9 protein-coding genes are annotated in these 24,663 nt (G+C 61.9%); 8 read left to right on the top strand and 1 reads right to left on the bottom strand.

Features of this window, described 5'->3' with window-relative positions; all coding sequences use genetic code 11:
• Nucleotides 1–235 precede the first annotated feature (235 nt).
• On the top strand, nt 236–1,150 hold the full coding sequence (locus tag ToN1_RS16650) for an OST-HTH/LOTUS domain-containing protein (RefSeq protein ID WP_211162005.1): 915 nt from the start codon (nt 236–238) through the stop codon (nt 1,148–1,150).
• A gap of 29 nt (nt 1,151–1,179) precedes the next feature.
• On the opposite strand, the gene ToN1_RS16645 is transcribed toward ToN1_RS16650, so the two are convergent.
• Complete coding sequence (locus ToN1_RS16645; protein ID WP_169204434.1) at nt 1,180–1,728, bottom strand: recombinase family protein; 549 nt, start codon at nt 1,726–1,728, stop codon at nt 1,180–1,182.
• Nucleotides 1,729–3,321: 1,593 nt separating this feature from the next.
• On the opposite strand from ToN1_RS16645, the gene ToN1_RS16640 reads away from it, so the two are divergent.
• The 7 genes from ToN1_RS16640 to ToN1_RS16610 all read left to right on the top strand — a co-directional run bounded on the left by ToN1_RS16640 (nt 3,322) and on the right by ToN1_RS16610 (nt 24,443).
• Nucleotides 3,322–4,440 (top strand): plasmid replication initiator TrfA, encoded by a 1,119-nt coding sequence (locus ToN1_RS16640; protein WP_169204433.1) that lies wholly within the window; start codon nt 3,322–3,324, stop codon nt 4,438–4,440.
• A 388-nt stretch (nt 4,441–4,828) separates the two neighbouring features.
• The gene (locus tag ToN1_RS16635) at nt 4,829–7,777 is read left to right on the top strand and encodes a DEAD/DEAH box helicase (RefSeq protein WP_169204432.1); all 2,949 of its coding nucleotides are present in this window, start codon (nt 4,829–4,831) and stop codon (nt 7,775–7,777) included.
• Between the two features lie 2 nt (nt 7,778–7,779).
• On the top strand, nt 7,780–12,930 hold the full coding sequence (locus tag ToN1_RS16630; RefSeq protein ID WP_169204431.1) for a class I SAM-dependent DNA methyltransferase: 5,151 nt from the start codon (nt 7,780–7,782) through the stop codon (nt 12,928–12,930).
• Entirely contained in the window at nt 12,927–13,877 is a 951-nt protein-coding gene (locus ToN1_RS16625) for a protein NO VEIN domain-containing protein (RefSeq protein ID WP_169204430.1), read from the top strand. The genes ToN1_RS16630 and ToN1_RS16625 overlap by 4 nt, the downstream gene beginning before the upstream one ends.
• 240 nt (nt 13,878–14,117) lie before the next feature.
• The gene (locus ToN1_RS16620) at nt 14,118–15,881 is read left to right on the top strand and encodes a DUF262 domain-containing protein (protein ID WP_169204429.1); all 1,764 of its coding nucleotides are present in this window, start codon (nt 14,118–14,120) and stop codon (nt 15,879–15,881) included.
• Nucleotides 15,882–16,014: 133 nt separating this feature from the next.
• Nucleotides 16,015–22,335 (top strand): DEAD/DEAH box helicase, encoded by a 6,321-nt coding sequence (locus tag ToN1_RS16615; RefSeq protein ID WP_210147840.1) that lies wholly within the window; start codon nt 16,015–16,017, stop codon nt 22,333–22,335.
• A complete protein-coding gene (locus tag ToN1_RS16610) occupies nt 22,326–24,443 on the top strand; it encodes a UvrD-helicase domain-containing protein (protein ID WP_169204427.1) in 2,118 nt (705 codons plus the stop codon). Before ToN1_RS16615 ends, ToN1_RS16610 begins: the two co-directional genes overlap by 10 nt.
• Nucleotides 24,444–24,663: the final 220 nt, after the last annotated feature.

Below are 24,663 nucleotides of genomic sequence, written 5' to 3'. Positions count from 1 at the left end.
CCAGTCCGCCTCGAGCGGACTGGGCGCGCGCGCCACTACCGCTGTGATGAGCGGTATGCGTAATAACGAGCGCGGAGAAGGGTGTTCGTGCTGCACATAAAGTTATCGTATCAAGGAACGGCGTTCCTGGGGAGCCGTGACGAACCGGCGGCGAGTGCCGTCGAAGCCCATACCACCTATCCGTCCTCTGCCGCCCGCTACACCTCGTGTGTATGCTTTAGGCTTTACCCCTCCCATGCTGCTCGGCGGCGAGCACCACAACACGACTGTGACCTTCGACCTCGAACCGCCCCGCTCCGAGCAATTTGTCGCGCTCCAGCACGTCGTTCAACGCAAGCTGGGTAGATGCCTCATCAGACTCCAGCAGTACGAGCAACTCCTGAAAGCGCTGGTCGCGGAGCACGACATTGGTGGCCCTGCGAGCGGGCTAATGGACGTTCGGGCTGCACGTGTGAACGCCCTATCGAAGAAGACCCTGGGGCATGTGGTGGGAGAACTGACCGAGAACGTCCTTACATCGGATTCAGCCGCTTCCGACCGAGTCGAAGGGGACGACACCCCTGACGATATTAAGGAGATTCATATCCGAACTCGGTTCAATATCGCGTTGCCCCTTGAGCGGCATACGGAAACGCTGGCCGGCCTGCGAACCTTGGTCGACCTGCGCAATGAACTCGTTCATCACTTTCTCGAGAGGCAGGATATCTGGACGGAGAGCGGCTGCGTAGCAGCCCACGCCTATCTGGACGCCTGCTATGAGCAGGTGGACGAGCGTTACATGGAACTTCACGCGTGGGCGAAGAGCAGCGTGAAAGCCCGGGAGCTAATGGCGAGCTTCATACAGACGAGCGAGTTCCAGGATTTTCTGCATCACGGCATCTTGCCGGGCGGAGCAGGAGTCGGATGGGCATGGAGCACTATCGTCGAATTGCTCCGTGAGGCCGAAACAAACCTGGGCCGCGACGGATGGACGTCGCTGCGCGATGCCATCGAGTTCATCCAGACAGGACATCCTGAACACACGCCACGGCGCTACGGCTGCAGTAGCTGGCGACAGGTTCTACACGAATCGCAGCAGTTTCGTGTGCGCAAGGAGCGGTCGGGGCCGAGCGTCCCGACGAGCATCTGGTACCGTTCAAAAGAGACATAGCTGCGAACGGTAGGCGACATGCGCCCCATTCAATTCCCCGTTCGAAGATTCCTGTAAAGCGTCGCTCGCGAGACGCCCAAGGTCCTCGCCACCTCATTCACTGCGGTCCCTGCAGTCAGGAGCTTGCGAGCGATATCTGCCTTCGTGGCATCCATTTTCGGTTTGCGCCCGCCCATACGACCCCGGGCACGCGCAGCTACCAATCCGGCATGGGTCCGCTCCCGAATGAGGTCACGTTCCATTTCCGCAAGGGCCGCCATCATGTGGAAGAAGAAACGTCCTGCTGCGGTTGCGGTGTCAATTCCGTCCGTCAATGAGTGGAATTGCACCCCTCTCTCCCGCAGTGCCCCAACCAGGTCGATGAGGCCCTTCACTGTTCGGCCGAGGCGGTCGAGCTTCCAGACCACCAACGTGTCACCCTCGCGGACGTAGGCCACAGCCTCGTCGAGACCCGGGCGAGCTTTCACCGAGCTGACCTTGTCGGTGAACACCTTCTCGACCCCGGCCTTTCGAAGTGCGTCGAGCTGAAGTTCAAGGTTCTGGTCTCCGGTGGAGACCCTAGCGTAGCCGACCAACATGAATTGCCCCATCTGTCGCAAAACTCACTTCAGTATAGCGAAGTGAGACATAGAAAATGAGATGCGATTTCGATACTCGATTCATCGGGGTTTTCGGGTCGTCGCATCGACGGCGGACGGATGTGTCAAAAACGGTCGTTTGCGAGACAGAAGCGATGAGCAACCAACGGCGGAACGGACGCGTGGTTGCGTTTCGCGGCTTGTGCAGCGGGCTTCCTCGCGGACACATCTGAAGTCCGGCCAGGAATGGCGGGCGGCTGCGCGGTGCTACCTCTGCCCAAGTAATGCCGCGCACCCTGCAGCCACACGCGTACTCCGGCCATCGGTATCAGTCGGTTCCCGGTCTCCCGCTCGAAACACCCGCCCATCCAAGCGCGTGGAACGCGCCTCGGTCATCAAGGAAACGCTGCGCCCGATAACGGGAGTGATGCCTTGCACGGCAGGTCGCCGGTGGACCATTGCTCTACGTTCCGCAGCGAGGACGCCTCCGCCCGGCGTCAGCCGGCCTGGCAGGACAAAACCGCTCGGCTCCGCGATTCTCCCTATACGCAAAGAGCCAGCCCCGGCCTGCCAGCGGTGTCATCACCTCAACGCAACGGAGGGCGAGCGCCGATGCTGTGGAGTACAAGCTGACGGCTCGAACACGGGTGGCGCTCTCGCCCGGCGTCAGCCGGCCTGGCAGGAGGAAAGTACCTTGCCGATAACGCGAGAGCTTTCCCGAGCGAGCAGCGTCCGCCCTCATCTCCGACCGCAAGTCGATGCAACTGGCCACGACACCACGCCCGCGGGAGGGGGTTACACAGGCTACAAGGCTACAAAGGGCTAGCAGGTGCTCAAGGTCCCCGGTTTCCGCGGCGCACAGCGTGATGCGTGCTGCGGACTACAAGTTCCAGCGCTGTGGAGTGCATCCTCGGATGCTGTGGGGTACACGTCCACGTGCTGCGAAGTACAAGGTGGGCTCCTCGGCACAGCGGTGGAATTGCTCGAGAAGTGCGCTCGCGCCGCGACGGACATGCTCATCCGGCGTCAGGCGGCCTGTCAGGACGACTTCACGAGTCACGCCCCCGAGCGCCCCCCGTCCGCGCCGACCGGGCGTTGTCGCATTTGACGAGGAATACCACGCCTGCGGGATGGGGTACACAGGCTACAGGGATACGAAGGGCTAGGACGTGCTCGAGCCCCCCGGTTTCCGCGGTGCGCGGCGTGATGCCTACTGTGGAGTACAAGTTCCAGCGCTGCAGAGTGCTCAGCTGGATACCGTAGAGTACAACCCCATGCGCTGCGGAGTACAAGTCGGGGCGGACGCGGCACTGCGACAGCAGCTGTCCGACAGTCAAGAGGACCATTTCCTCCCTTACCTTACCGGTCATTTCAGGCGTGACTCGCATGGGGTCATGCGGCGCTATACAACCGCATGTTCATTCATTGCGAGCCCTCCATGGCAGAAGACACCTTCCAGCGTCGTCCGGGCACTATCCGGCTAAGCTCAGGAACCGCGTGCACTCGGCGGGACGGCTTCACGAGCGTTTGCGTCGGCCCTCGAAACTACGGGCGCCGAAGCACTTCGCACACGCGAGTTCGAGGGGCCGGGGAATGAATAGGCACTACCCGACTGCTCTAGGTGCGCACGACCTGCTCGAGTTGGCGAATCGAACCGCGACCACATTCTTTAACGCCAGCCCGGAATTCCGGGAAGCAGGTATGGCGGCCGCCGAAGCGCTGAGCAGCATTGCGGCCGGGATGGCCCGCAGGTTGAAGGCTCGGGATGAGAAGCCAGCGGTTTGCGTCCTGCCGGACAATGCGACCGTTTCGGAACTCCAGTTCGTACGTACGCGCCAGGCGGCCCGGCGAGGTGCTGACGTCTATCTACCGAGCTGGGCATCTGTCGCACGCGCGCTGCCGGACGCGTTTCTTCGTTCAGCCCTGTTTTCCGCGAGCCGGAGCGTTCAGGCGACAAACGACGCGGTGCTCGCGGGGGACCGCACGCTGGTGGTCTCGGGCAAAGAGGTAATTACGTTCAATAACATCACGCTCATGTACTCAGGCTACGCCTTGTGCCAGTTCGACCGGCAGGTCTACGCGACGTGCCTGAACTACTATCGCGAGCGCCCATTGTCGCCGGAGGATGGAACACACCACGTCAGCACCTCCTTCTATGAATTTGCGCGTCACATGGGCAGCGCGTACAGCGTGAAAGCGCACAAGGCGATACGCGCAAGCTTGCTGCGGCTCAGCCTCGCCCAACTCCGGCTCCGGGTAAAGCGCATGAACATCGAAGTCCCAAAGCTTCTGTCGGTCAGCTTCGAAGACGGAGAAGCCGGCGACCTCCGAGGAAGCGACGTCCTGCTCCTTCGCATAACCGAGTCGGTTGCTGAGCTGTTTGGGCAGGGAGCCTGGAAGGCGGTCGACGTCGACGTTGCGGATTACGACGGACTGAAGGGCTGGATTGCGAACTTCTACGCGAGTCACGACAGGGCGCGTTGGCTGCCGGTCGACACCCTCTACATGATGTCAGGATACGAATCGAGGAAGAGCAACTTCAGGGCTGGCCTCCTCCAGGCCCTAGAAAAGCTCAAGGAAGAACGGACCCCACTGTGCAGTCGCGTGGCCGACTACCACTTCTCGAAGGACGGCACCCGCCTTCTGGTGGTTCGGACCGAATGGAGGGCCGCGGGCAAGCGATATGCGCAAGTGGAGGAAGGCGACGGCTAATCAGGCCGACAGACTCGGAAGGTCGCGAGGTGGCGGTCCTCTCACGTCAGGACGGCTGCCTTTTTCACATACGCCTCATCGCCGGAACTTCATGCGGCCGCTGCATTCATTCCCCCTGGCGCCCCAGTTCGCATGACCGAGTTTTGCGAATGACATCGTCGACCGTATCATCGACAAAGTTTTGCCAAATGTTTTTCAGGTGACGTCGCCGCATGAGGCACAGGCCCCAGCAAGGGGCCCGGATGCAAGCAGAGGCAAGGGGCACCGGTCTGCAGCTGGCTCTGTTCCGAGCGGCTGCTGACCACTCCGATGCATCTTGTGCGAGCCCCCCTGCACAGACCTGGCAATGCGCCCCGCTCGTTCCACCGGTTTATTGTAGGCATTTCGCATGCTCCCTTTCGCCCCCGGCGCCCGCGTCGTTATCCGCGACGAAGAATGGCTTGTTCGACGTATCGACCCCGCCACCGATGGCGGTTGGCTTGTCACCTGTGACGGCATTTCGGAACTGGTCCGGAGCCAGTCCGCGCTGTTCCTGACCGAACTGGAAGACAAGATTTCCGTCCTCAACCCTGAGAAAACGGAACTCGTGCCGGACACGACTCCGGCCTACAACGCAAGCATCCTCTATCTGGAGAGCCTGCGTCGCCGCAACGTCCCTAACGACGACAAGGTCCATCTCGGCCATCGGGGGGTGATGAATCTGGTCCCCTACCAGCTCGACCCGGCCCTACAGGCCTTGCGCCAGCCGCGTTCGCGCATCCTGATTGCGGACGCCGTCGGCTTGGGCAAGACGCTCGAAGCGGGCGTTCTCGCCACCGAGCTGATTCAGCGCGGCCGCGGCAAGCGCATCCTGGTGGTCACTCAGAAGGCCATGCTGACCCAGTTTCAGAAGGAGTGGTGGAGCCGCTTCTCCATCCCGCTCGTGCGGCTGGATTCGGTCGGCCTTGCCCGGGTGCGCAATCGCATTCCGGCGAACCACAACCCCTTCAACTACTTCGACCGCAGCATCATTTCCATCGACACATTGAAGAGCAACCTCGAGTACCGCAACTACCTCGAGAACGCCTGGTGGGACATCATCGTCATCGACGAATGCCACAACGTTGCCGCGCGCGCTGGCGAGACCGGTCTTTCCCGCCGTGCCCGCCTGGCCAAGCTGCTGGCCACACGTTCCGACACGCTCATGCTGCTTTCTGCCACTCCGCACGACGGTTCGGCGCGCAGCTTTGCGTCACTGATGAGCCTGCTCGACCCGACGGCCATTTCCGACCCCGACGACTACACACCGGACGATTTCCGCAGTAAGGGACTAGTCATCCGGCGCTTCAAGAAGGACATCCGCGAGCAGGTCAGCGCGGACTTCCAGGAACGGGTGACGGCCTGCCTTCGCACTCCCGCGACGGCTCAGGAAGAGGCGGCCTATCGAACCTTGCTCGAGATTCCCTTTACGCAGGGAGGCCAGCACAAGGCCGGTAAGCAACAGGAACTGCAGCGCGTCGCAATGCAGAAGGCCTTGTTCTCGAGCCCGGCTGCGGCACTGGAATCCACTCGCAAACGGATTACGTTGCTTCAGGGCAAGAGCAGCCCTACCCCAGAGGAAGCGACCGAAGTCGACTGCCTGCGGCACTTCGAGGACACCTTGACGCCGCTCGCCACCGACCCGACAGCGGAGCATTTCAGCAAGTATCAACGCCTTAAGCAGCACCTGAAGTCATCAGAGTTCGGCTGGCAGCTCAACGATGCCGCCGACCGCTTGGTCATCTTCTCGGAGCGCATCGAAACCCTGCGTTGGCTGCGCGCGCACCTCACCGATGACCTCAAGCTCAAGGCGAACCAAATCGAGGTGCTGCACGGGCAGATGGCCGACACCGAGCAACAGGAACTGGTCGAGCGATTTGGTCGCCTCGATGACCCCCTGCGCATCCTGCTCTGCTCCGATGTGGCGAGCGAGGGCCTTAACCTCCACTTCTTCTGCCACCGCCTCGTGCACTTCGACCTCCCGTGGTCGCTGATGGTGTTCCAGCAGCGCAACGGCCGCGTGGACCGCTACGGGCAGAAGCATCAGCCTCAAATCGTCTATCTCTTCACCGAGGCCGTAACCAACAAAATCAAGGGCGACCTACGCATCCTGGAAATCCTCGAGCGCAAGGACGACCAGGCCAACTTGAACTTGGGCGACCCCTCGGCTTTCCTCAATGTGTACGACCCGGACAAGGAGGCCGAGAAGGTCGCCGACTACATGGCCGAAGGCTTGACCGCGGAACAGGTCGAAGCCGCCATGGACGAGGCGGCTACGTCCGGCACCGACAACGGCGGTGACTGGCTCATGGAGCTGTTCGGCACCGACACCGCCACCGACGAGACGAACTGCGGGCCGGAAGCACGCAACAGCCTCGCCCACATCGCGGAGCCTGCATCGCTGTTCGACAGCGACTTCCATTACGCGAAGACTGCCCTCACCCATCTCAACCAAGGCCACACCCTGTGCCAGTGGGTGGCCGAGGATGCAGAGAACGTTATCGCGCTGACCGCACCGCTGGACCTCCAGGAGCGCCTGCGACAGCTCCCGCGCGAGGCCCAAGCCGACAACGACCATTACGCCCTGTGTGCCAGCCCCGAGCGCATGGCTCACGCCATCGAATCCGCACGGCAAGCTCGTGCCGAACAGGACACCTGGCCGAAGCTGCACTACCTCTGGCCGCAGCACCCCATCATGGAATGGCTGGGCGACCGCGTGCTGACCCATTTCGGCCGGCATCGGGCTCCGCTCCTCCAAAGCCCGAAGCTGCAGTCGGGCGAGCAGGCCTTCGTCCTGATGAGCCTCATCCCGAACCGCAAGGGCCAGCCCCTGCTGGTCGAATGGCAGGTCGCCTGCCGCGTGGGCCAAGGCGCATTCACCCTGGAATCTTTCGACGCCTTCGTCGCGCGTGCGGGCCTCAAGGCCGGCGGGCTGCCGAACCGCGGGCAAACCCCTGAACTGGCGGCGACGACAGAAATGATGCAAAGCGCTCTGCCCGACGCCGTGCGCACGATGCACTCCCACATGCTCACACAGCAGTCTGCCTTTTCTGCCCAGCTGGAAGAGCGCCTCGCCAACACCCTGGCCGACCTGAAACGCCTCCAAGGGCGGCAAATCGAGCAGCTAAGCCTCGACCTCGACAAACAGCTCGAAACGGTGAAACGTGGCCGCTTCGAGCAGCGCAGCCAGCACATACACCGCGTATTCGACGACTACCGCCGCTGGGTGGAAGACACGCTGACTACCGAGCCGCAGCCCTGGATTCAGGTTCTCGCCGGCGTCTGTCACCCCAACGTCGCCGCTGCCGCCGGAGCCTGACCATGCCTGTTCTTGACGCCGTTCAAACGTTCGCCGGCATCGCCAACGAAAACGAGTTCTACAGTCATCACTACCTGGCGGAGGTGTTCAAGGGCGACATCAAGGCCCGCCTCGATGCTTGGGAAGCGGCTGAGGCCGCCCACCCGGGTGACGATAACCATCGCGCACCCTACAAGCGGCTGCAGGCCTGGGCGCAGAAGTGGTTCAGCCTGCGCAGCCAGCTGCAGCGAGCGGGCGACGCCGCAGAACGGTGGCAAGTCTTTACGCAAATCCAGGCGGGCCTACTGCAGGCACTGAGTTACGCCGCGCCCGACAAGCGCCCCAGCAGCCACGAACTGGTGCCCGGACTGCCCATTCCCTTCTGGCAGCTGCAACTTCCTCGGCTCGCCATCATCCCCGCGTACCAGCCGGGAGCCGAGACCGAGGACCTGCTCGACCACAAGCTGCTCAGCCTGCACCTCAACGGCGAAGCCATCCCGCCGGCACTCCAGAACGAAATCTGGGCCGACCTTCTCTCCGATGCCGTCTTCGGTGCCGAGACACCTCCGCGCTACGTCCTGCTCGCCGGCCTGGACGAGTGGCTGCTACTCGACCGCTACAAGTGGCCCAACAATCGGGCGCTGCGCTTCGACTGGGCGGACATCCTGGACCGCAAGGACGCCGACACGCTGAAGGCCTGTGCCGCCCTGCTGCACAAGGACTGTCTCGCCCCGGGCGAGGGCAACAGCCTGCTCGAAAGCCTCGACGAGAACGCCCACAAGCACGCCTTCGGCGTCAGCGAAGACCTCAAGTACGCGCTGCGCGAAGCCATCGAGTTGCTGGGCAACGAAGCCGCGAGGCAGCTCCGCGAGCAGGCTTCCGAGGCAAAGAAAGGCATATTCAGCGGCAAGGACCAGCTCGACGCTGCAGACCTCAGCCTCGAGTGCTTGCGCCTCGTCTACCGGCTGCTCTTCATGTTCTATATCGAGGCGCGGCCCGAGCTGGGTTACGTGCCCATCGACAAGAGCGAGGTCTACCTCAAGGGCTACAGCCTGGAGAGCCTGCGCGACCTCGAGATTCAGCCGCTGAGCACCCCGCACTCACGCAACGGCTTCTACTTTGACGCCACCCTTCGCCGCCTCTTCAAGCTCGTCGCCAATGGAACCGGCCTCGACAGCGCAACCCAGCACCAGTTGGGCGACACTATCGCCGGAGCCAAGGAGACCTTTGCCCTCGCCCCACTAGATAGCCGCCTTTTCGACGACAGCACACTACCGCTGCTCGGTAAGGTCCGCTTCCCGAATCACGTCTGGCAGACCGTCATCCGCCTGATGTCCCTCACTCGCGGACAGGGCCGCGGCCGGCGTAGCGGTCGGGTCAGCTACCAGCTGCTGTCCATCAACCAGTTGGGCGCGGTGTACGAGGCGCTGCTGAGCTACCGCGGATTCTTTGCCTCGGACGACCTTTATGAGGTCAAGCCGGCGCCCAAGAAAGGCCATGCCGCCGCCGAAGACAGCGGGGACGACGAGGAAAGCGGCGAGGACGGCGACGACGCTGGCGAGGACTCGTCGGCCAACGGACGGCGTCAGCGCGCCGGTAACGCATCCGATGCCGACAAGCTCGACACAGCGTGGTTCGTCCCTGCCAGCCGTCTGAGCGAGTACACCGAGGACGAGCGCGTCTACGACGTCACCGAGTCGGGGCACACCAAGCTGCGCGTCTATCCCAAGGGCAGCTTTATCTACCGCTTGGCCGGGCGCGACAGGCAGAAGAGCGCCAGCTATTACACGCCGCAGGTGCTCACGCAGTGCCTCGTGAAGTACGCGCTGAAGGAGCTCCTGGATAGCGACCGGGTAAAGAAGGCAGACGACATCCTCACCCTCACCGTCTGCGAGCCCGCCATGGGCAGCGCCGCGTTCCTGAACGAGGCGGTCAACCAGCTCGCCGAAGCCTATCTTGAGCGCAAGCAGCAGGAGCTGGGCCGCCGCATCGCGCACAAACCCTACCCACAGGAACTGCAGAAGGTGCGCATGTATCTCGCCGACCGCAACGTGTTCGGCGTAGACCTCAACCCGGTAGCGGTAGAACTGGCGGAGGTTTCCCTGTGGCTCAACGCCATCTACGGCGAACTCGACGAAGACGGCGAGCCGGTCACCGATGCTCTGGGTCGTCCGTTACCCGCCCGTGTGCCTTGGTTCGGTTATCAGCTCTTCGCCGGCAACAGCCTCATCGGCGCCCGCCATCAGGTCTACAACGCCGCATCGCTGAAGAAAGGCGCCAAACCAACGTGGCATGAAGAACCGCCGCGCCGCGTCACCAAGAGCGAACCGCGGAAGGCGGACGAAATTTGGCACTTCCTGCTGCCTGACCCGGGCATGGCTAACTACACGGACAAGACGGCCAAGACGCTTTACCCGAACGACTTCGAGCGCCTCAAGACCTGGCGCAAGTCATTCACAGCGCCACTCGCCCCCCACGAAATAGCGCGCCTGCAGCAGCTCAGCCAAAGCGCAGAGGACCTTTGGAAGGAGCATACGGAAGCGCTGGCGCGCGACCGCGAGCGCACCGAGGACGTTCTCGCCGTCTGGCCCAACAAGCCCGCCAAGGACGAGAACGGCGGAGCCATCAGCCGGGCGCAAAAGGAGGCCATCCGCCGCCAAGGACTCCTCAACGAGGACGGCGACCTCGCCACACCATTCCGTCGCCTGAAGCTGGTGATGGATTACTGGTGCGCCCTGTGGTTCTGGCCCATAACTGCCAGTAGCCATCTCCCAAGCCGGGAGGAATGGTGGATGGAAGTCGGCGCCATTCTGGAAGGCAACATCGTCGACCTCGCCCCACAAACGAGCTTGGACCTGCAGCCCACCGCGCCCGAAGCCCCGCAGGTCCTTGTTCCCGAAGTGCAGGGCAGCTTGGTGGGCTTCGAGAGGCAGATGACACTTGCGAAATCGCCGGAACAGAAGAAGCTGCACGATAAGTTCGGACAATTGCGCATCAGCAAGCTACGGCAGCAATTTCCACGCATCGAGCAGGTAGACGCGGTCGCGGTCGCACAGCGCTTCCTGCACTGGGAGCTGTGTTTTTCGGATGTGCTGCTCGCCCGCGGCGGCTTCGACCTGATTCTGGGGAACCCGCCCTGGCTCAAGGTGGAGTGGAACGAGGCCGGCATTCTGGGTGAGAAGAACCCGGTGTTTGCGATTCGCAAAGTTAGTGCAAGCAACTTGGCTAACCTGCGGACACAGGCGTTTTCAGACTTCCCCGGCCTACAGGCGGCGTGGTCTGGCGAGTTCCAGGAAGCGGAGGGCACGCAGAACTTCCTCAATGCGGTGCAAAACTATCCGCTCTTGAAGGGCGTGCAGACCAATCTGTACAAGTGCTTCATGCCGCTCGCCTGGAATCTGAACAGCGCACAAGGGGTGACCGGCCTGCTACATCCCGAAGGGCCGTATGACGACCCGAAAGGCGGAACGCTGCGAGAGGCCGTGTATGCGCGGTTGCGGCGGCATTTCGGATTTGTGAATGAACTGCAGTTGTTTGCCGAGGTGGACCACCACACCAAATACAGTGTGAACATCTACGGCCCCCACCGCACCGCCCCTGCCTTCGACCATCTTTCAAATCTGTTTTCCCCAAGCACGGTCGATGCCTGCTATCAGCATGACGGAACGGGCGTGGTCGGCGGCTACAAGGACGAAGCCGGAAAATGGAACGCCGCCGGCCACCGCGACCGCATCGTGCGCGTCGAAACCGCGCTACTGAGTACCTTCGCACGACTCTACGACGAGTCCGGAACGACACCAATACGAGCTCGCCTTCCCGCCCTGCACGCCGGCGCATTGGGCAGCGTAATGCGGAAACTCGCTGCCTGGCCCCGGCGTCTAGGCGATTTCGCCGAGCATCACATGTGCAGTGAAATGTGGCATGAGTCACGGCAGCAGCGGGACGGCACAATTAATCGACGAATTCCGAACGATTCCCGCTTTCCTTTAGACACTACAGAGATAGTGTTTTCCGGGCCTCATTTCCACGTTGCGAATCCCTTCTATAAATCCCCGAGAAGGGTATGCACTGCAAATGGTCATTATGATGTAATCGACCTTGTCACTTTACCTGACGATTATCTCCCGCGGACAAACTACTGGCCATCCAAGAACACAACAGAATATTTTTCGCGAGTTCGCACGGTCTACTGGGAAGATGAAGGGAAGCAGCTCAAAAAGCGGAGCACGGACTATTTCAGACTAATCACGAGAAAGATGATTGGCCCTGCCTCTGAGCGCACTCTATCGCCCGCCATTATTCCGCCTGGGGCTGCACACATTGACGGTGCACTATCCGTCGCTTTCGCGGACAGGCGCAATTTGCTCTTGACAATTGGGACGTGGACTTCGCTCGTCGCAGATTTTTTTGTCAAGACAACGGGTAAGGTCAACTTTTGGGGTGAGACCGCAGATTCAGTCCTCGTAATACGCGACGACCATGGTTCAGAGAGAGTGATTTGCCGAGCGTTGGTGCTCTCCTGCCTAACGGTGCACTACGCTCCTCTATGGGAAGAGCTTTTCGACCTCGACTTCGCCGACCAGCATTGGAGCCAGCCCGCCAACCTGCGCTTGCACCAGGAATTCTGGCAAAACCTCACCAGCACCTGGAGCCGCAATTGTGCGCTGCGCAGCGACTACGCACGTCGCATGGTGCTGGTGGAAATCGACGTGCTGGTGGCCCAAGCCCTCGGCCTGACGCTGGAAGAGTTGCTGCTCATCTACCGCGTGCAGTTCCCGGTGATGCAAGGCTACGAGCGCGACACCTGGTACGACATCAAGGGCCGCATCGTCTTCACCAACAGCAAAGGCCTAGTCGGCGTCGGCCTACCGCGCAAGGGCAGCCGCAGCACACCGAAAACTCGCATCGTCACCCCGGACGGCAAGGCGCGCGAAGGCAACTTCGGCTGGGACGACCTGTGGTCCTACCCCGCCGAAGGCGAGGACGAATCCATCTTGACGCGAGGCGGCACCCCCAAGGTCCCTGACGGCACCGCCATCACCCAATGGGTCACCGACGACACCCTCCCCGGCGGCCCCCGCACCGTCGAACGCACTTACACAGCCCCCTTCGCCCGCGCCAACCGTGAAGAGGACTACCGCATCGCGTGGGCATTCTTCGAGAAGAACGCATGAGAACAATCGAGAAAAGCAAACGCTCCCTGTCCGACCTCGGCTACCCCGTAGCCTCCGGTGTCATGAAAACCATTCGGTTGCTCGACGAGCAATACGGAGCCACCGATTACCACGACTCGGGTCACACCAGTACGGCTCCGACGTGGATATTCAAATTGCCACGATATGGCAATGCAGAAATCGGGGCCCGGATGAACAAAGAGAACACCACGCTCTACATTCGCGACCAGACCTGCGACGGGAAGCGCCTGCGAGACCTCATCCCGGCGGACAAGGTCACCAAGGTCTATCCGCGGGATGGTCAACCGGCAAACAGCGTTCTGCATTCGCCTTATCTGGGACCATCTTCGATGAACGAAGTCCTGATGCTGTCGCTTGAACCCGATGATGTGGAGTTTGTGCTAGCCGCATTTTTTGGCGAAGGCGGAAGACGTGAGTCCATGCAGACCGCTGCGGGCGCGAATTCGAACAGGCCTCAAAATGAAACCGCCGGCGCCAACAAGCGCGAAATTTCCGAAGAAGACTTTGCAGCATTGCTCTCCCGCCAGAGTGAAACCGGCCGAGCGGGTGAGATGCTGGTCATTCTCGACGAATTGGAACGACTTCGCGGTTGCGGGTGCGCCAGACCTGACGACTACGTCAGGCGCGTTGCCGAGACCGACGTGGCCCGGGGATATGACGTTGAATCGACTTGGCCCGGCGAGGAGCGTTCCATTGAAGTGAAGACCTCGACACTTGCAGGGAGCGACTTCTTCCTGACCGCGAACGAGCGTGCCGTTCTCGGCGGTCTAGGCCCGCGGGCATGGCTTTATCGGGTCACGATAGACGGCAAGGGCGATGGAAATATCGTCGCCAGACTCAATGACCCTGTGAATCACATCAAGGAAGAGGACCTGACGCCGGTGGTCTGGCGGGTTTCCAACCGGGTTTTCGATAACCAGGACTAGCCAGGGAATGACCGACAACTTTTTCGCCCCCTTATCGGAAGAGGAACAGGACAACAGCTGGTACCCACTGGATGACTTGCGTCGGGGCGTGCAAGCCGAGGGGGAGCGGCAATTATTGAATGACGCCTGGCGCAGGTCGAGCACTTGCTCGGCTGGCGTCCAAGAACGGTATCCAAGCGCGCGCGCAGGTGATGGTTCCACTCAATTGAACGACCAGATGCAATAAGGAAAACAACGTCCGTGAGCCCCGAGACCATCCAGATTTTCTTCACTGGCAGAACCTTCGTCATTCCCAGCTACCAGCGCGACTATGCCTGGCGTGAAATGAACGTGGATGACCTCTTTAACGACATTGAGGAGGCCCTCGAGGGCAACAGCAGTCACTATCTGGGCACCTTTATCTTATCCCAGGTAGACAAGAACGACCCGGTGCACGTGGTCGACGGCCAGCAGCGATTGACCACACTGACGATGCTGCTCGATTCACTGATTGATGTGGTCGAGGACACTGAGCTACAGAATCACTACCGCAACCTCTTCATTCAAAATCCCGTTGATGGGGCGAAATTCCGCGTTCTGGGCGAAAACGAGGTGTTTTTTCGCGATTTGCTCAGTGAAAAGAACCCGGCCCCTGTATCCGACGGGCAGTACAGATTGCGGAAGGCATATTCCTGGATACGGCAGCGCGTTGCCGCCCTTGTCACAAACGGCGGACAGCAGTTGGTGAAAAACTGGCTGCAGTGCATCAGCAAAATGGAAGTACTGAAGTTCATCGAGCAGGACGAAGGCAAGGCAATCCGCATGTTCCAGTCGGTCAACGACCGGGGGGTGCCTCTCGCCAAGATGGACATCGTGAAAAGTCTGCTGGTCTATTATTCGAACCGCTATCTTGGCGGCATACTCGACACGTTCATTTCTGAAGAGTTCGGGAAAGCTTTCCGGAGTTTCAGTCGTATTAAGCGAATGGGCGGAGAATCGGGATACAAAATCCGGCAAATCGACCGTGACACGTTCCGCGAGGACGATGTCCTGCGCTATCACTACCTCGCGTTCAACGCAGCCCCCTTCGGGGTTTCCGGCGGTGGCGACTACTGGGCGACGTCCGAAACCGTGCTGGAGACCTTCCTGAAGCCAGCGCTGAAGAACCTGCGCAGCGACAGCAACAAGTTGAGCACCTTCATCACCGCATACACAACTGACCTCACGCAGTTCTTTGCAAGCCTGGAAGCACTCGTACAGACGACAAGAACGGATATGGCGTCGTACCTGCTGTGGGTGATACAGGACCTTTCGGCCACACTCTATCCACTCTTGATACGGCTCCATCGCAATGGCTGGCTGAACCAATGCGGCACCGCCGACCAGCGTTCACTGATGGAAATCATCGAGCTTACAGACCTGCGCGTATTCAAGCTCCGCGGCACCAATCCCCAGGCGGACATCTACCGGATTACCCGAGACCTGCATCAGCACTCCATCGACTGGATTATTCAGGAACTGCAGAATTTCTGCGTCTGGGGCATGCCAGACGCGATGATGGCGTCTCGCCTGATGGACGAGGGTATGTATCGCAATCCGGCTCTGCAACGAATGCTGCTGCAAGAAGAAGCACAGGCACGCGTCGTTGTCGGCACTTCCGAGTTGGGTCTGGCGGAGTTGGCCGCGCTCAATCAGAACGGCCTCACGGTGGAGCACATTCTCCCGCAGGATGCAGATAACAGTTTCAGCATCGCCGGCTACGGATTCAACGACGAGGCAGACTACCTGCAGCACAACCACCGTCTGGGAAACCTCATGTTGCTTGAAGGCAGCATCAATAGCGCCTGCAAGAACAACACGGTCGAAAGCAAGATGGCCCAGTACATGAGGTCCAGCCTGAGCGCAGTGAAGGCGGTCGCCGCCAGCTGCGCAGGCAATCAGAAATTCAACAAGGCAAAAGTCAACGACCGGTCGCAGCGTTTGGCGAATGCCATGGTAACGCGCTGGCCCCTGAAGAAGCCGTAATCAGTCTTTGCCCTTTCAAATCACAGTCATCTGAACCATGCTTCCGTCACTGCTCGCGAGAGACATCCAAACCGCCCTGGAGCAGTTCCTGGTCGCGGCCTATGAGCCGGCCGACCCCTTCATGCACGGGCTGATGAGCCGCTTCGTCGCGGACCCCGGTGCGTGGCTCAAAGGCCCGTACGTGCAAATCGGCCTGCCCTTCGTGCCGGGGGCGGCGAGCCGGGATTTCTTCGCGGGTTTTCAGACGGAGTTTCCGGGATACAGCCACCAGGAGCAGGCATGGAACCGTCTCTCAAGCCTACACCTCGCCGCGAGTACCTTGGTCGCCACAGGCACGGGCAGCGGCAAAACCGAGTGCTTCCTTTATCCGGTACTCGACCATTGCGCACGGGCCCGAAAGGCAGGTGCAGCGGGTATCAAGGCACTGGTCATCTATCCGATGAACGCGCTGGCGACCGACCAGGCGCGACGGATTGCACAGCTGGTCGCAGGCGTGCCCGCCTTTGCCGGGCTACGCGTGGGCTTATATGTCGGCGGTAACGGCAGTGCGCCGGGCGACGGCATGGTGATGACGCCGACCAGTGTCATCACCGACCGGGAGACGATGCGCAAGCATCCGCCCGACATCCTGCTGACGAACTACAAGATGCTGGATTACCTGATGCTGCGACCCAAGGACCGCGAGCTATGGGCATCCAACGCTCCGACCACGCTCCGCTACGTAGTGGTCGACGAGCTCCATACCTTCGATGGCGCACAGGGGACCGACCTCGCTTTGCTGCTGCGTCGTCTGCGAGCTCGCCTGAAGATTGATTCGGAGCATCTGATTTGTGCCGGCACTTCGGCGACGCTCGGCGGTAGCTCCGACTCGACCCCATTGCGAGAGTATGCGCGCCAGGTTTTCGGGGTGCCCTTCGAACCTGCGTCGGTTATCACCGAAAATCGCCAGGCGGTAGATGTCTTCCTGGGGGACGCGACGGTCGATTACATGTTCGCGTTCCGGCCTGAGTGGGCCGCATGCCTGGAGCCCTCGCAGTACGCCTCACCCGCGGAAGCGGTCACCGCGTGGTTCGAGCTCTTCTTCCCTGACGAACCTGCGCCCGCGGACCCGAACGCTAGCGAATGGCGCCACGAACTGGGCGAACTACTCAAGCGGCACCAGCTCTTCGTCAATCTCCTGAAACTCCTAAAGGGGAGCGTCGCGAGCTACCGAAATCTCGCGGATGCCTTCTCGCGCTACATGCCCTCGGGCACGGGCGAGCAGGTGCGCCAAGTTCTCGATGCCCTGCTCGTACTGGTCGCTTGGGCCCTGCGCGACGGCAAGCAGCCGCTGGTGACCTTGCGAGTCCAGCTGTGGGTGCGCGAGCTACGGCGCATGGTCGGCAAGCTCAACACCGACCCGACCGAGGTTCGCCTGCGCAGCGAACGGGACCTGCCGGGGGAGCGCGACGGCGTCTATCTACCGATGGTCCAATGCAGCCAGTGTCGTACCACAGGCTGGATTTCGAGGCTTGTGCCGGGCAGCAGCAAGCTGTCCACCCAGCTCGAGGAAATCTACAACACCTGGTTCTCGCGCCGCCCTGAAGCGGCCCGCTTCTACGCAGCCACCAGCTTCAAGCGCTCTCAAGTCGCCGGAATGCGCGAGCATGTCTGTGTCGCCTGCGGCAACACACAGCAAGGCACAGGCCCCTGCATCGCTTGCGGACACCAGGAGCTGCTGGACGCCTTCCGCGTGACGGCGCAGCAATCGCACGTAGTCGGCCAGGCGCACTTCACCCTACACGACCAGACGTGTCCGGCCTGCGGCGAGCGCGGAGAACTGCTTCTGCTCGGTGCACGGAATGCCACCCTCGGCTCCCAGGTGGTCGAGACCAGCTGGGCCAGCGTCTTCAACGACGACAAGAAGCTCATCGCGTTTTCGGACTCCGTGCAGGATGCCGCGCATCGGGCCGGATTCTTCGGTGCACGCACCTACGCGAATAATGCGCGCACCGCGTGGGCGCACGTGATTGACGAGCTTGGATACACCCAGCTCCCCTGGTCCCGGTTCCTCGAAGAAGTCGAGAAGCGCTTCGATACTCCCGGTTCCATTCTGCACATGCCTCCGGAGCAACTCGTGTCCGAGTTCCTGGGGCCGAACATGGCCTGGCAGCACGACTGGGCTATCGAACTGTTGCAGAAGCAGCACCTCCCCTCTGCGAGCAAGCTTCCGACACGGGTCAAGAAACGGCTGATGTGGCAGGCCTTCAGTGACCTGACCTACCTGAGCCAGCGGGGCCGCACTCTGGAGCGTATCGGCAAGGCGGTCCTGGCGGTGCCCTGGGGCCGCGTCAGCGAACTCGCTGCCGAACTCCTGCCGACCCTGCGCGAGCAGTTCGGTGCGCAAGGGCTGGAACACGTAACGGTCAGCCAGTGGCTATGGGGAATACTCACGCACATGCGTCAGCGGGGTGGCGTTATGCACCCCGAACTCGGCAACTATGCCGCCGACGGCAACATCTACGCGCTAGCGAAGACAGGCGGCCGGGGCGAGTGGCTCCCCCCGATGGGCGAGAACACACCGAGGCCGGTCTTTGTCACGCTGGGCGCACACCGCGATTTCGACAAGTTGCAGGGGGCCACGCGGCCCAGCTGGTACGAGCGCTGGACGACCGCGGTACTTGGACAGCAGGCCCTGCTCGCCAAAGGCATGACCACGGAATTGGCGGCCACGGCCACCGCGCTCCTCGTGGCGAGGGGCGTGCTGCTGAAGACGAGTCACCACCACGGAGACACGCTCGCCCTCAATCCCGACGAACTGATGCTCTTCACGCAAGTCGCCTTCGTCGCGACCGAAGGCAACAAACGACGTTTGGCGGTACCGCGCGAGGACGCTGAGCAGCTGCTCAGGATGCCCTGCCTGGACGCGCTCGATGTGCACTATGAAGCGCTGATACCAGAGGCGGCGGAATGGTGGGCGCGCCGGTTCAGTCGCGGGGACCTGCGGCGCGTCATCGCTGCTGAGCATACAGGACTACTTGAACGCTCGGTCCGCGAGGCGCTCGAGGTTCGGTTCAAGAACAAGAACCCGAAGCCGTGGTTCGAGAACCTGCTGTCCGCGACCCCGACTCTGGAGATGGGCGTGGACATCGGCGACCTGTCGTCGGTCCTCCTGTGCTCCGTCCCGCCCAACCAGGCGAGCTTTCTGCAGCGGGTTGGCCGGGCGGGACGTCGGGACGGCAATGCGATGACTACGACACTCGCCGACGGCAACAGTCCGCACGACCTCTATTTCTTTGCCGAGACGGAGGAGATGATTGCGGGCGATGTCGCGCCACCCGGCGTCTTTCTCCGTGCCACGGAAGTGCTTCGCCGCCAACTGTTCGCGTTCTGCATGGACGACTGGGTCGCCAGCCTGAGCAATCCGTCCGCCCTTCCGGAAAAGACGTCACAGGCGCTCGATTCGCTGGATGCCAACAAGAAGGACCGGTTCCCATACATCTTCAGCGATTACGTGTTGGTCAATGAGGAGCGCCTTTACAGCGCCTTCATGCAGCTTCTGGACGGCGACGTGGACGACGTGGTCCGTAGCCGCCTGCTCGATTACATGCAGGGTCAGGGCGACGCCGATGGGCTGCGCACGCGACTGATGAAGGCGTTGGAGGAGTTGCTTGAGGAGCGGCGCGCCTACAAGAAGCGCAAGGACGAACTCGAGAAGGCCATCAAGCAGCTTAAAACGAAGCCCAAGGACGGCGCCACCGAGGCAGAAATCGACAGCCTGCAGCGTGAGCGCGACAAGTTCATCGAGCTCATCAAGGAAATCAACGCACGCGACCTTCTGGGCATGCTGACCGATTCCGGCCTCATCCCGAACTATGCATTTCCGGAAGCGGGCGTGCAGCTCAAGTCGGTGCTGTGGCGCAAGCGCGGCACCGACGAGCCCGGCCAGGGCGCGTATGTCACGCTCAACGCGCTGAAGTACGAACGTCCTGCGCAATCGGCGCTGTCCGAGTTCGCGCCTGAAAACCGCTTCTACGCCAATCAGCGCCGGGTCGAGGTCGACCAAATCAACATGAACCTGGCGAAGACCGAGGACTGGCGCTTCTGCCCCGGTTGCCACCACATGCAGAACCTCACCATCGAGGCGGACGTCCATCCAACGTGCCCGCGCTGCGGGGATGCCATGTGGGCGGATGCGGCGCAGAAACGCAGTTTGCTCCGCTTCCGACAGGCGATTGCAAACAGCGACGACACCAAAGTCCGCATCGACGACAGCACCGAGGACAGAGAGCCGAAGTATTACGTCCGACAACTCATGGCCGACTTCGAACCGAAGAACGTGCGCGAGGCCTGGCAGATTGGGTCGGGTGGCCTGCCTTTCGGCTTCGAGTTCATCTCGCGAGTGACGTTCAGGGACGTGAATTTCGGCGAGCTGGCCAAGCCCGGTGAATCGTTCAAGGTCGCCGACAAGGAAGCCTCACGACCGGGCTTTCGTCTGTGCCGGCACTGCGGGAAGGTGCAGAAACCACCCAAGCGCAGCGCAGAAGCGCCCGAGCAGAGCCATAGCTTCGACTGTCCGAAGCACGGGGACAACGACCCGTCGAACCTGCTGGAGTGCCTCTATCTCTACCGGGAGTTCGAGTCCGAGGCGCTGCGTATCCTCGTTCCCTACACGAAGAATGGGGTCGATGAACGCGTCGTTCAGTCCTTTATGGCTGCCCTGCAGCTGGGCCTGAAACGACGCTTCGGCGGCAAGGTCGACCACCTGCGGATGGTGTTGCAGGACCAGCCTGGCACCAACGGCGGCCCGCGCAAGCATTACGTCATGCTTTACGACTCGGTGCCCGGCGGGACAGGCTACCTGCATCAGCTGCTGGCGCACGATGCGGGCACCCTCGCCGATGTGCTCCGCATGGCGCTCGAGGCTATCAACACGTGCTCGTGCAATGCCGACCCCGAAAAGGATGGCTGCTATCGCTGCCTCTATCAGTACCGGCTCGGCCGCAGCATGGAACTGGTCTCGCGGGACAACGCCAGAGCGGTTCTCGGCGACCTGGTCGGGTCGCTCGACCACCTCGAAAAGGTCGAGACGATTGCGGACATCTACATCAACCCGAACTTCGACTCAGTGCTGGAGGCACGTTTCATCGAGAGCCTTCCGAAGCTCGGAGGCGTCGGCGGGCTTCCGCCGGTCAAGCTCATTCAGGACGTGGTGAATGGCAAGTCCGGTTGGGTAATGGAAGTCGGAACTCAGCGGTATCGCATCGAGGTGCAATGCGAAATCGGCAAACTTTTTGACCTCAGCGTCTGGAGCAAACCCGATTTCGTGATATGGCCGTGGTCCGTCACGTCGAAGCGCAAGCCGATTGCCGTCTTCTGCGACGGATGGGCCGACCATCAGAACTGCGTTCGGGCCGATGCGTTGAAGCGAAGCGCTATCGTGGCGGGCGGAAACCTGTGGGTCTGGTCGGTGACGCACCATGACGTGAAGGCGGCACTCGAGGGTAGTCTGGAGTGTGACCTCGAATCCCCCCTCGCGGCCTTGGGACGTCACGACGGAACGAAGGCTCCACCCCACGTGCATCGTGCTCAGGAGAAGGCGTTCACGCAACACGCCGTTGCGCGCCTTCTGCACTGGCTCGCACTCGGCAGTGACTCCTCGGGGAATGATGCAGGGCTCCCCGTGTTGCAGCGAAATGCGCTGTGGCTGGGTTTCTTGATGATTCCTTCGACCGAACAGGACAGGACGGCGTGCGCGAGCGCGCTGGCAACTTGGCAGCCACGTCTGCCGGAAGCCCTTCGTGCCGCACCGGCCGGTGCCGCGCCAATGCTCGCCCGCGGAGAGAACCCGTGCACGATGCTGGGCTGGTGGCCATTGGCGTGGGCAAAGCCTCAACCTCCCTCCGCCGCCTGGTCGGCGCCGGGCATCGTAGTGCTCGACGAAGGGCTTGCGCAGGACGCGGAAACCCTGCACCGCGCGTGGCGGCGCTGGTTACACCTCTACAACGCCGCGCAGTTCTTGCCAGGGATGCTGATGGTGACGGGGGCCGGTCTCGACGCCAGGGACTATGAGGCACTGGCGGTCGGTGAGGAGGACAAGGCGACCTCCGCGACACCGCCTGGCCAGGACGCAACGCTCGCCATATGGCAGACCGTGCTCGAACAGACGCTGACGGGACTGCGCGAAGGCCTGAAGCTGCTCGCGACCGCAGGAGCCGAAGTGCCGGAGGTCGGCCTGGAGTTGCCTGACGAGAAAGGCCAAGTCATCGCCGATGCGGAACTCGCTTGGCCAACGGAAAAACTTGTGGTCCTGCGCGACGACCAGGCAGACCTGGCCGCCGTGTGGGGTGCCGCTGGATGGCAGGTGCTTGTCCTGACCGAGGACCTCGCGCTCATCGACGACGAGCAATGGGCTGCAGTGGTCGGGAAGAAACTCGGCTTGCCCGTGGAAGATAAGGAAACCGTATGCAACTGAAACCCAAGGTCGCACTGGCACAGGATTTCTTGCTCCAGCTGTCGAAGCTGCCCGCCGCCGTGCACTCGAAGGTAATGAAGTGGGCCATCCAGTTCCAGGCTGACCCACGCAGCCCCGGCATCAACTACGAGAACATCAACGGCGCACGCGACGCCAACCTGAAATCGGTCCGGCTCGACCGTGATTGGCGTGGGATTGTGTTCAAGCCCGAAGCCGGCGACGTCTACGTCCTGCTCTATGTCGCACACCATGACGACGCGTATCGCTGGGCGGAAAACCGGAAGCTCAGCATCAACCCGGTCACCGGCGCGATGCAGCTCGTGACATTCGAACAGGTTGTCGAGCCTGTGGCGCCGTCTGCCTCGTCCGACGAAACGAGGGCCGCGGACATCCAAGCAGGTGCCGCAACGCCGGGCGGCGGGGAGGTCACGCCGCTCTATGGCAACCTCACGGACACCGAGCTCATGAGCCTCGGCGTACCACAGGAGCTCATCCCCAACGTCAGGGGCGTGCGCACGGAGGAAGGACTCGACGCAATTCAACCGCTCCTTCCCACCGAAGCCTACGAAGGTCTTTTCCTGGTGGCGGCCGGCGACACCGTTGGTCAGGTGCTCCAGAGCCGCGAAACGCGTGTCGACCAGACCATCGACACCAGTGATTTCGCGACCGCCCTCACCACGGCCGAATCTCAGTCGCGCTTCGTCGTCGTCGATGACGATGACGCCATGCTGGCCATCATGAATGCGCCGCTCGCGCAGTGGCGCGTCTTCCTGCACCCAACGCAGAAGAAGCTCGCGGTCGGCGACCGCAGTGGTCCGGTACGCGTACTGGGCGGAGCGGGCACGGGCAAAACGGTGCTCGCGATGCACCGTGCGAAGTGGCTGGCCGAAAACCGGACCGCAGAAGACCAGAAGGTCCTCTTCACGACCTTCACCAAAAACCTTGCTCTGGACATCGAAGAAAACCTCCGCACTCTGTGCAGCGCAGAGACGATGGGGCGAATCGAGGTCAGGAACCTCGATGCTTGGGTGAGCGCCTTCATCCGCGGCCGCAAGTTCGAGCATCGAATCGTCTATGACCGGAAGCAGGATGCTCCGCTGCAGGCTTGGCTGTCGGCGCTGACCATGAAGGACACTTCGCTCGACCTGCCAGACTCCTTCTATGAACAAGAACTGGAACAGGTCATCCTCGCGCAGGGCATCACGACGCTCGACCAGTACCGGACGGCACGTCGGACGGGCCGCGGGGTGCTCCTCAGCCGCGCAAAACGCGATGCGGTGTGGCCGGTGTTCGAGGAATACCGAGGGCAGCTCGCCTCGCGCAAGCTCAAGGAAGTCGATGACGCCTACCGCGAGGTCGCCGAGATTATCGCGACCGAGGGCCGCGCCGGCCTTCCCTACGTATCCATTATTGCTGACGAAACCCAGGACTTCGGCCCGCAGGCGCTGAGGCTCCTCCGCGCAATGGTCGCGCCCGGACAGAACGACCTCTTCTTCGTGGGCGACGGTCACCAGCGTATCTACAGCCGGAACCGGGCGGCAATGAGCCGATGCGGCATCGACATTCGCGGTCGCTCGCGCAAGCTGTACCTCAACTACCGAACAACCGACGAAATCCGGCGCCAGGCCGTTGCGCTACTCGAGGGATGCGAGATTGATGACCTCGACGACGGTCATGACGAGACACGCCGCTACAAGTCCCTCTCGCACGGCCCCGCCCCGCAAGTGAAGCAGGTGGCAGGCATCGAAGAGGCTGCAACGGACGCCGTCGCCTTCATTCGCGACTGGCGCTCCAGCCAGGGGGATGGAGCGTTGTCCTTCTGTGTGGTCGGGCACAGCGAGAAGAGTCGCGACACCCTCGCCCGACAACTGCAGGCTGCCGGTTTGGCCTGCGTGACGATAAGCGCGCAAAGCAACCACACCGATGCTCGCGAGGTCATTCACCTCGCCACCATGCATCGCGCGAAGGGGCTGGAATTCGACTGCGTTATTGTCGTCACGCCGAGCAGCTACCTCGGCGCGGTCGAGGAGAGCGAGGCGAAGCGCAAGCTGCTTTACGTGGCGCTGACGCGGGCGAAGCGAGGAGCGCTGCTGCTGCAGACGGGTTGAACGCCTGGGCTGCCGCGGTTTCACGGACACACTGCCAAGGCACGAAATGAAACCGGAAGCAGCCCGCGTTCGGTGTCTCAGCATCATGACCAGGGCCGGATTTTCCAGTGCTGCCCGCAGGCGGGAAAAGCAATGTGGCGACTTCATCGGCGGCGAGCCGCCCTGCGCGCTCCTCGCCGCCGCGCGCCCGCGGACGACATCAAAACATCCGCCTTACCGC

Source organism: Aromatoleum petrolei, from assembly GCF_017894385.1.
GTDB classification, from domain to species: Bacteria; Pseudomonadota; Gammaproteobacteria; order Burkholderiales; family Rhodocyclaceae; genus Aromatoleum; species Aromatoleum petrolei.
Note: the sequence above shows the minus strand (reverse complement) of the source record. Positions and strands in the feature narration are given on the sequence as shown.

What these genes read in the sequence shown, in the direction of transcription:
- ToN1_RS16640 (WP_169204433.1), top strand. Translation starts at nt 3,322, where the DNA reads ATGAATAGGCACTACCCGACTGCTCTAGGTGCGCACGACCTGCTCGAG.
- ToN1_RS16650 (WP_211162005.1), top strand. Translation starts at nt 236, where the DNA reads ATGCTGCTCGGCGGCGAGCACCACAACACGACTGTGACCTTCGACCTC.
- ToN1_RS16645 (WP_169204434.1), bottom strand. Translation starts at nt 1,728, where the DNA reads ATGTTGGTCGGCTACGCTAGGGTCTCCACCGGAGACCAGAACCTTGAA.
- ToN1_RS16635 (WP_169204432.1), top strand. Translation starts at nt 4,829, where the DNA reads ATGCTCCCTTTCGCCCCCGGCGCCCGCGTCGTTATCCGCGACGAAGAA.
- ToN1_RS16615 (WP_210147840.1), top strand. Translation starts at nt 16,015, where the DNA reads ATGAGCCGCTTCGTCGCGGACCCCGGTGCGTGGCTCAAAGGCCCGTAC.
- ToN1_RS16630 (WP_169204431.1), top strand. Translation starts at nt 7,780, where the DNA reads ATGCCTGTTCTTGACGCCGTTCAAACGTTCGCCGGCATCGCCAACGAA.
- ToN1_RS16610 (WP_169204427.1), top strand. Translation starts at nt 22,326, where the DNA reads ATGCAACTGAAACCCAAGGTCGCACTGGCACAGGATTTCTTGCTCCAG.
- ToN1_RS16625 (WP_169204430.1), top strand. Translation starts at nt 12,927, where the DNA reads ATGAGAACAATCGAGAAAAGCAAACGCTCCCTGTCCGACCTCGGCTAC.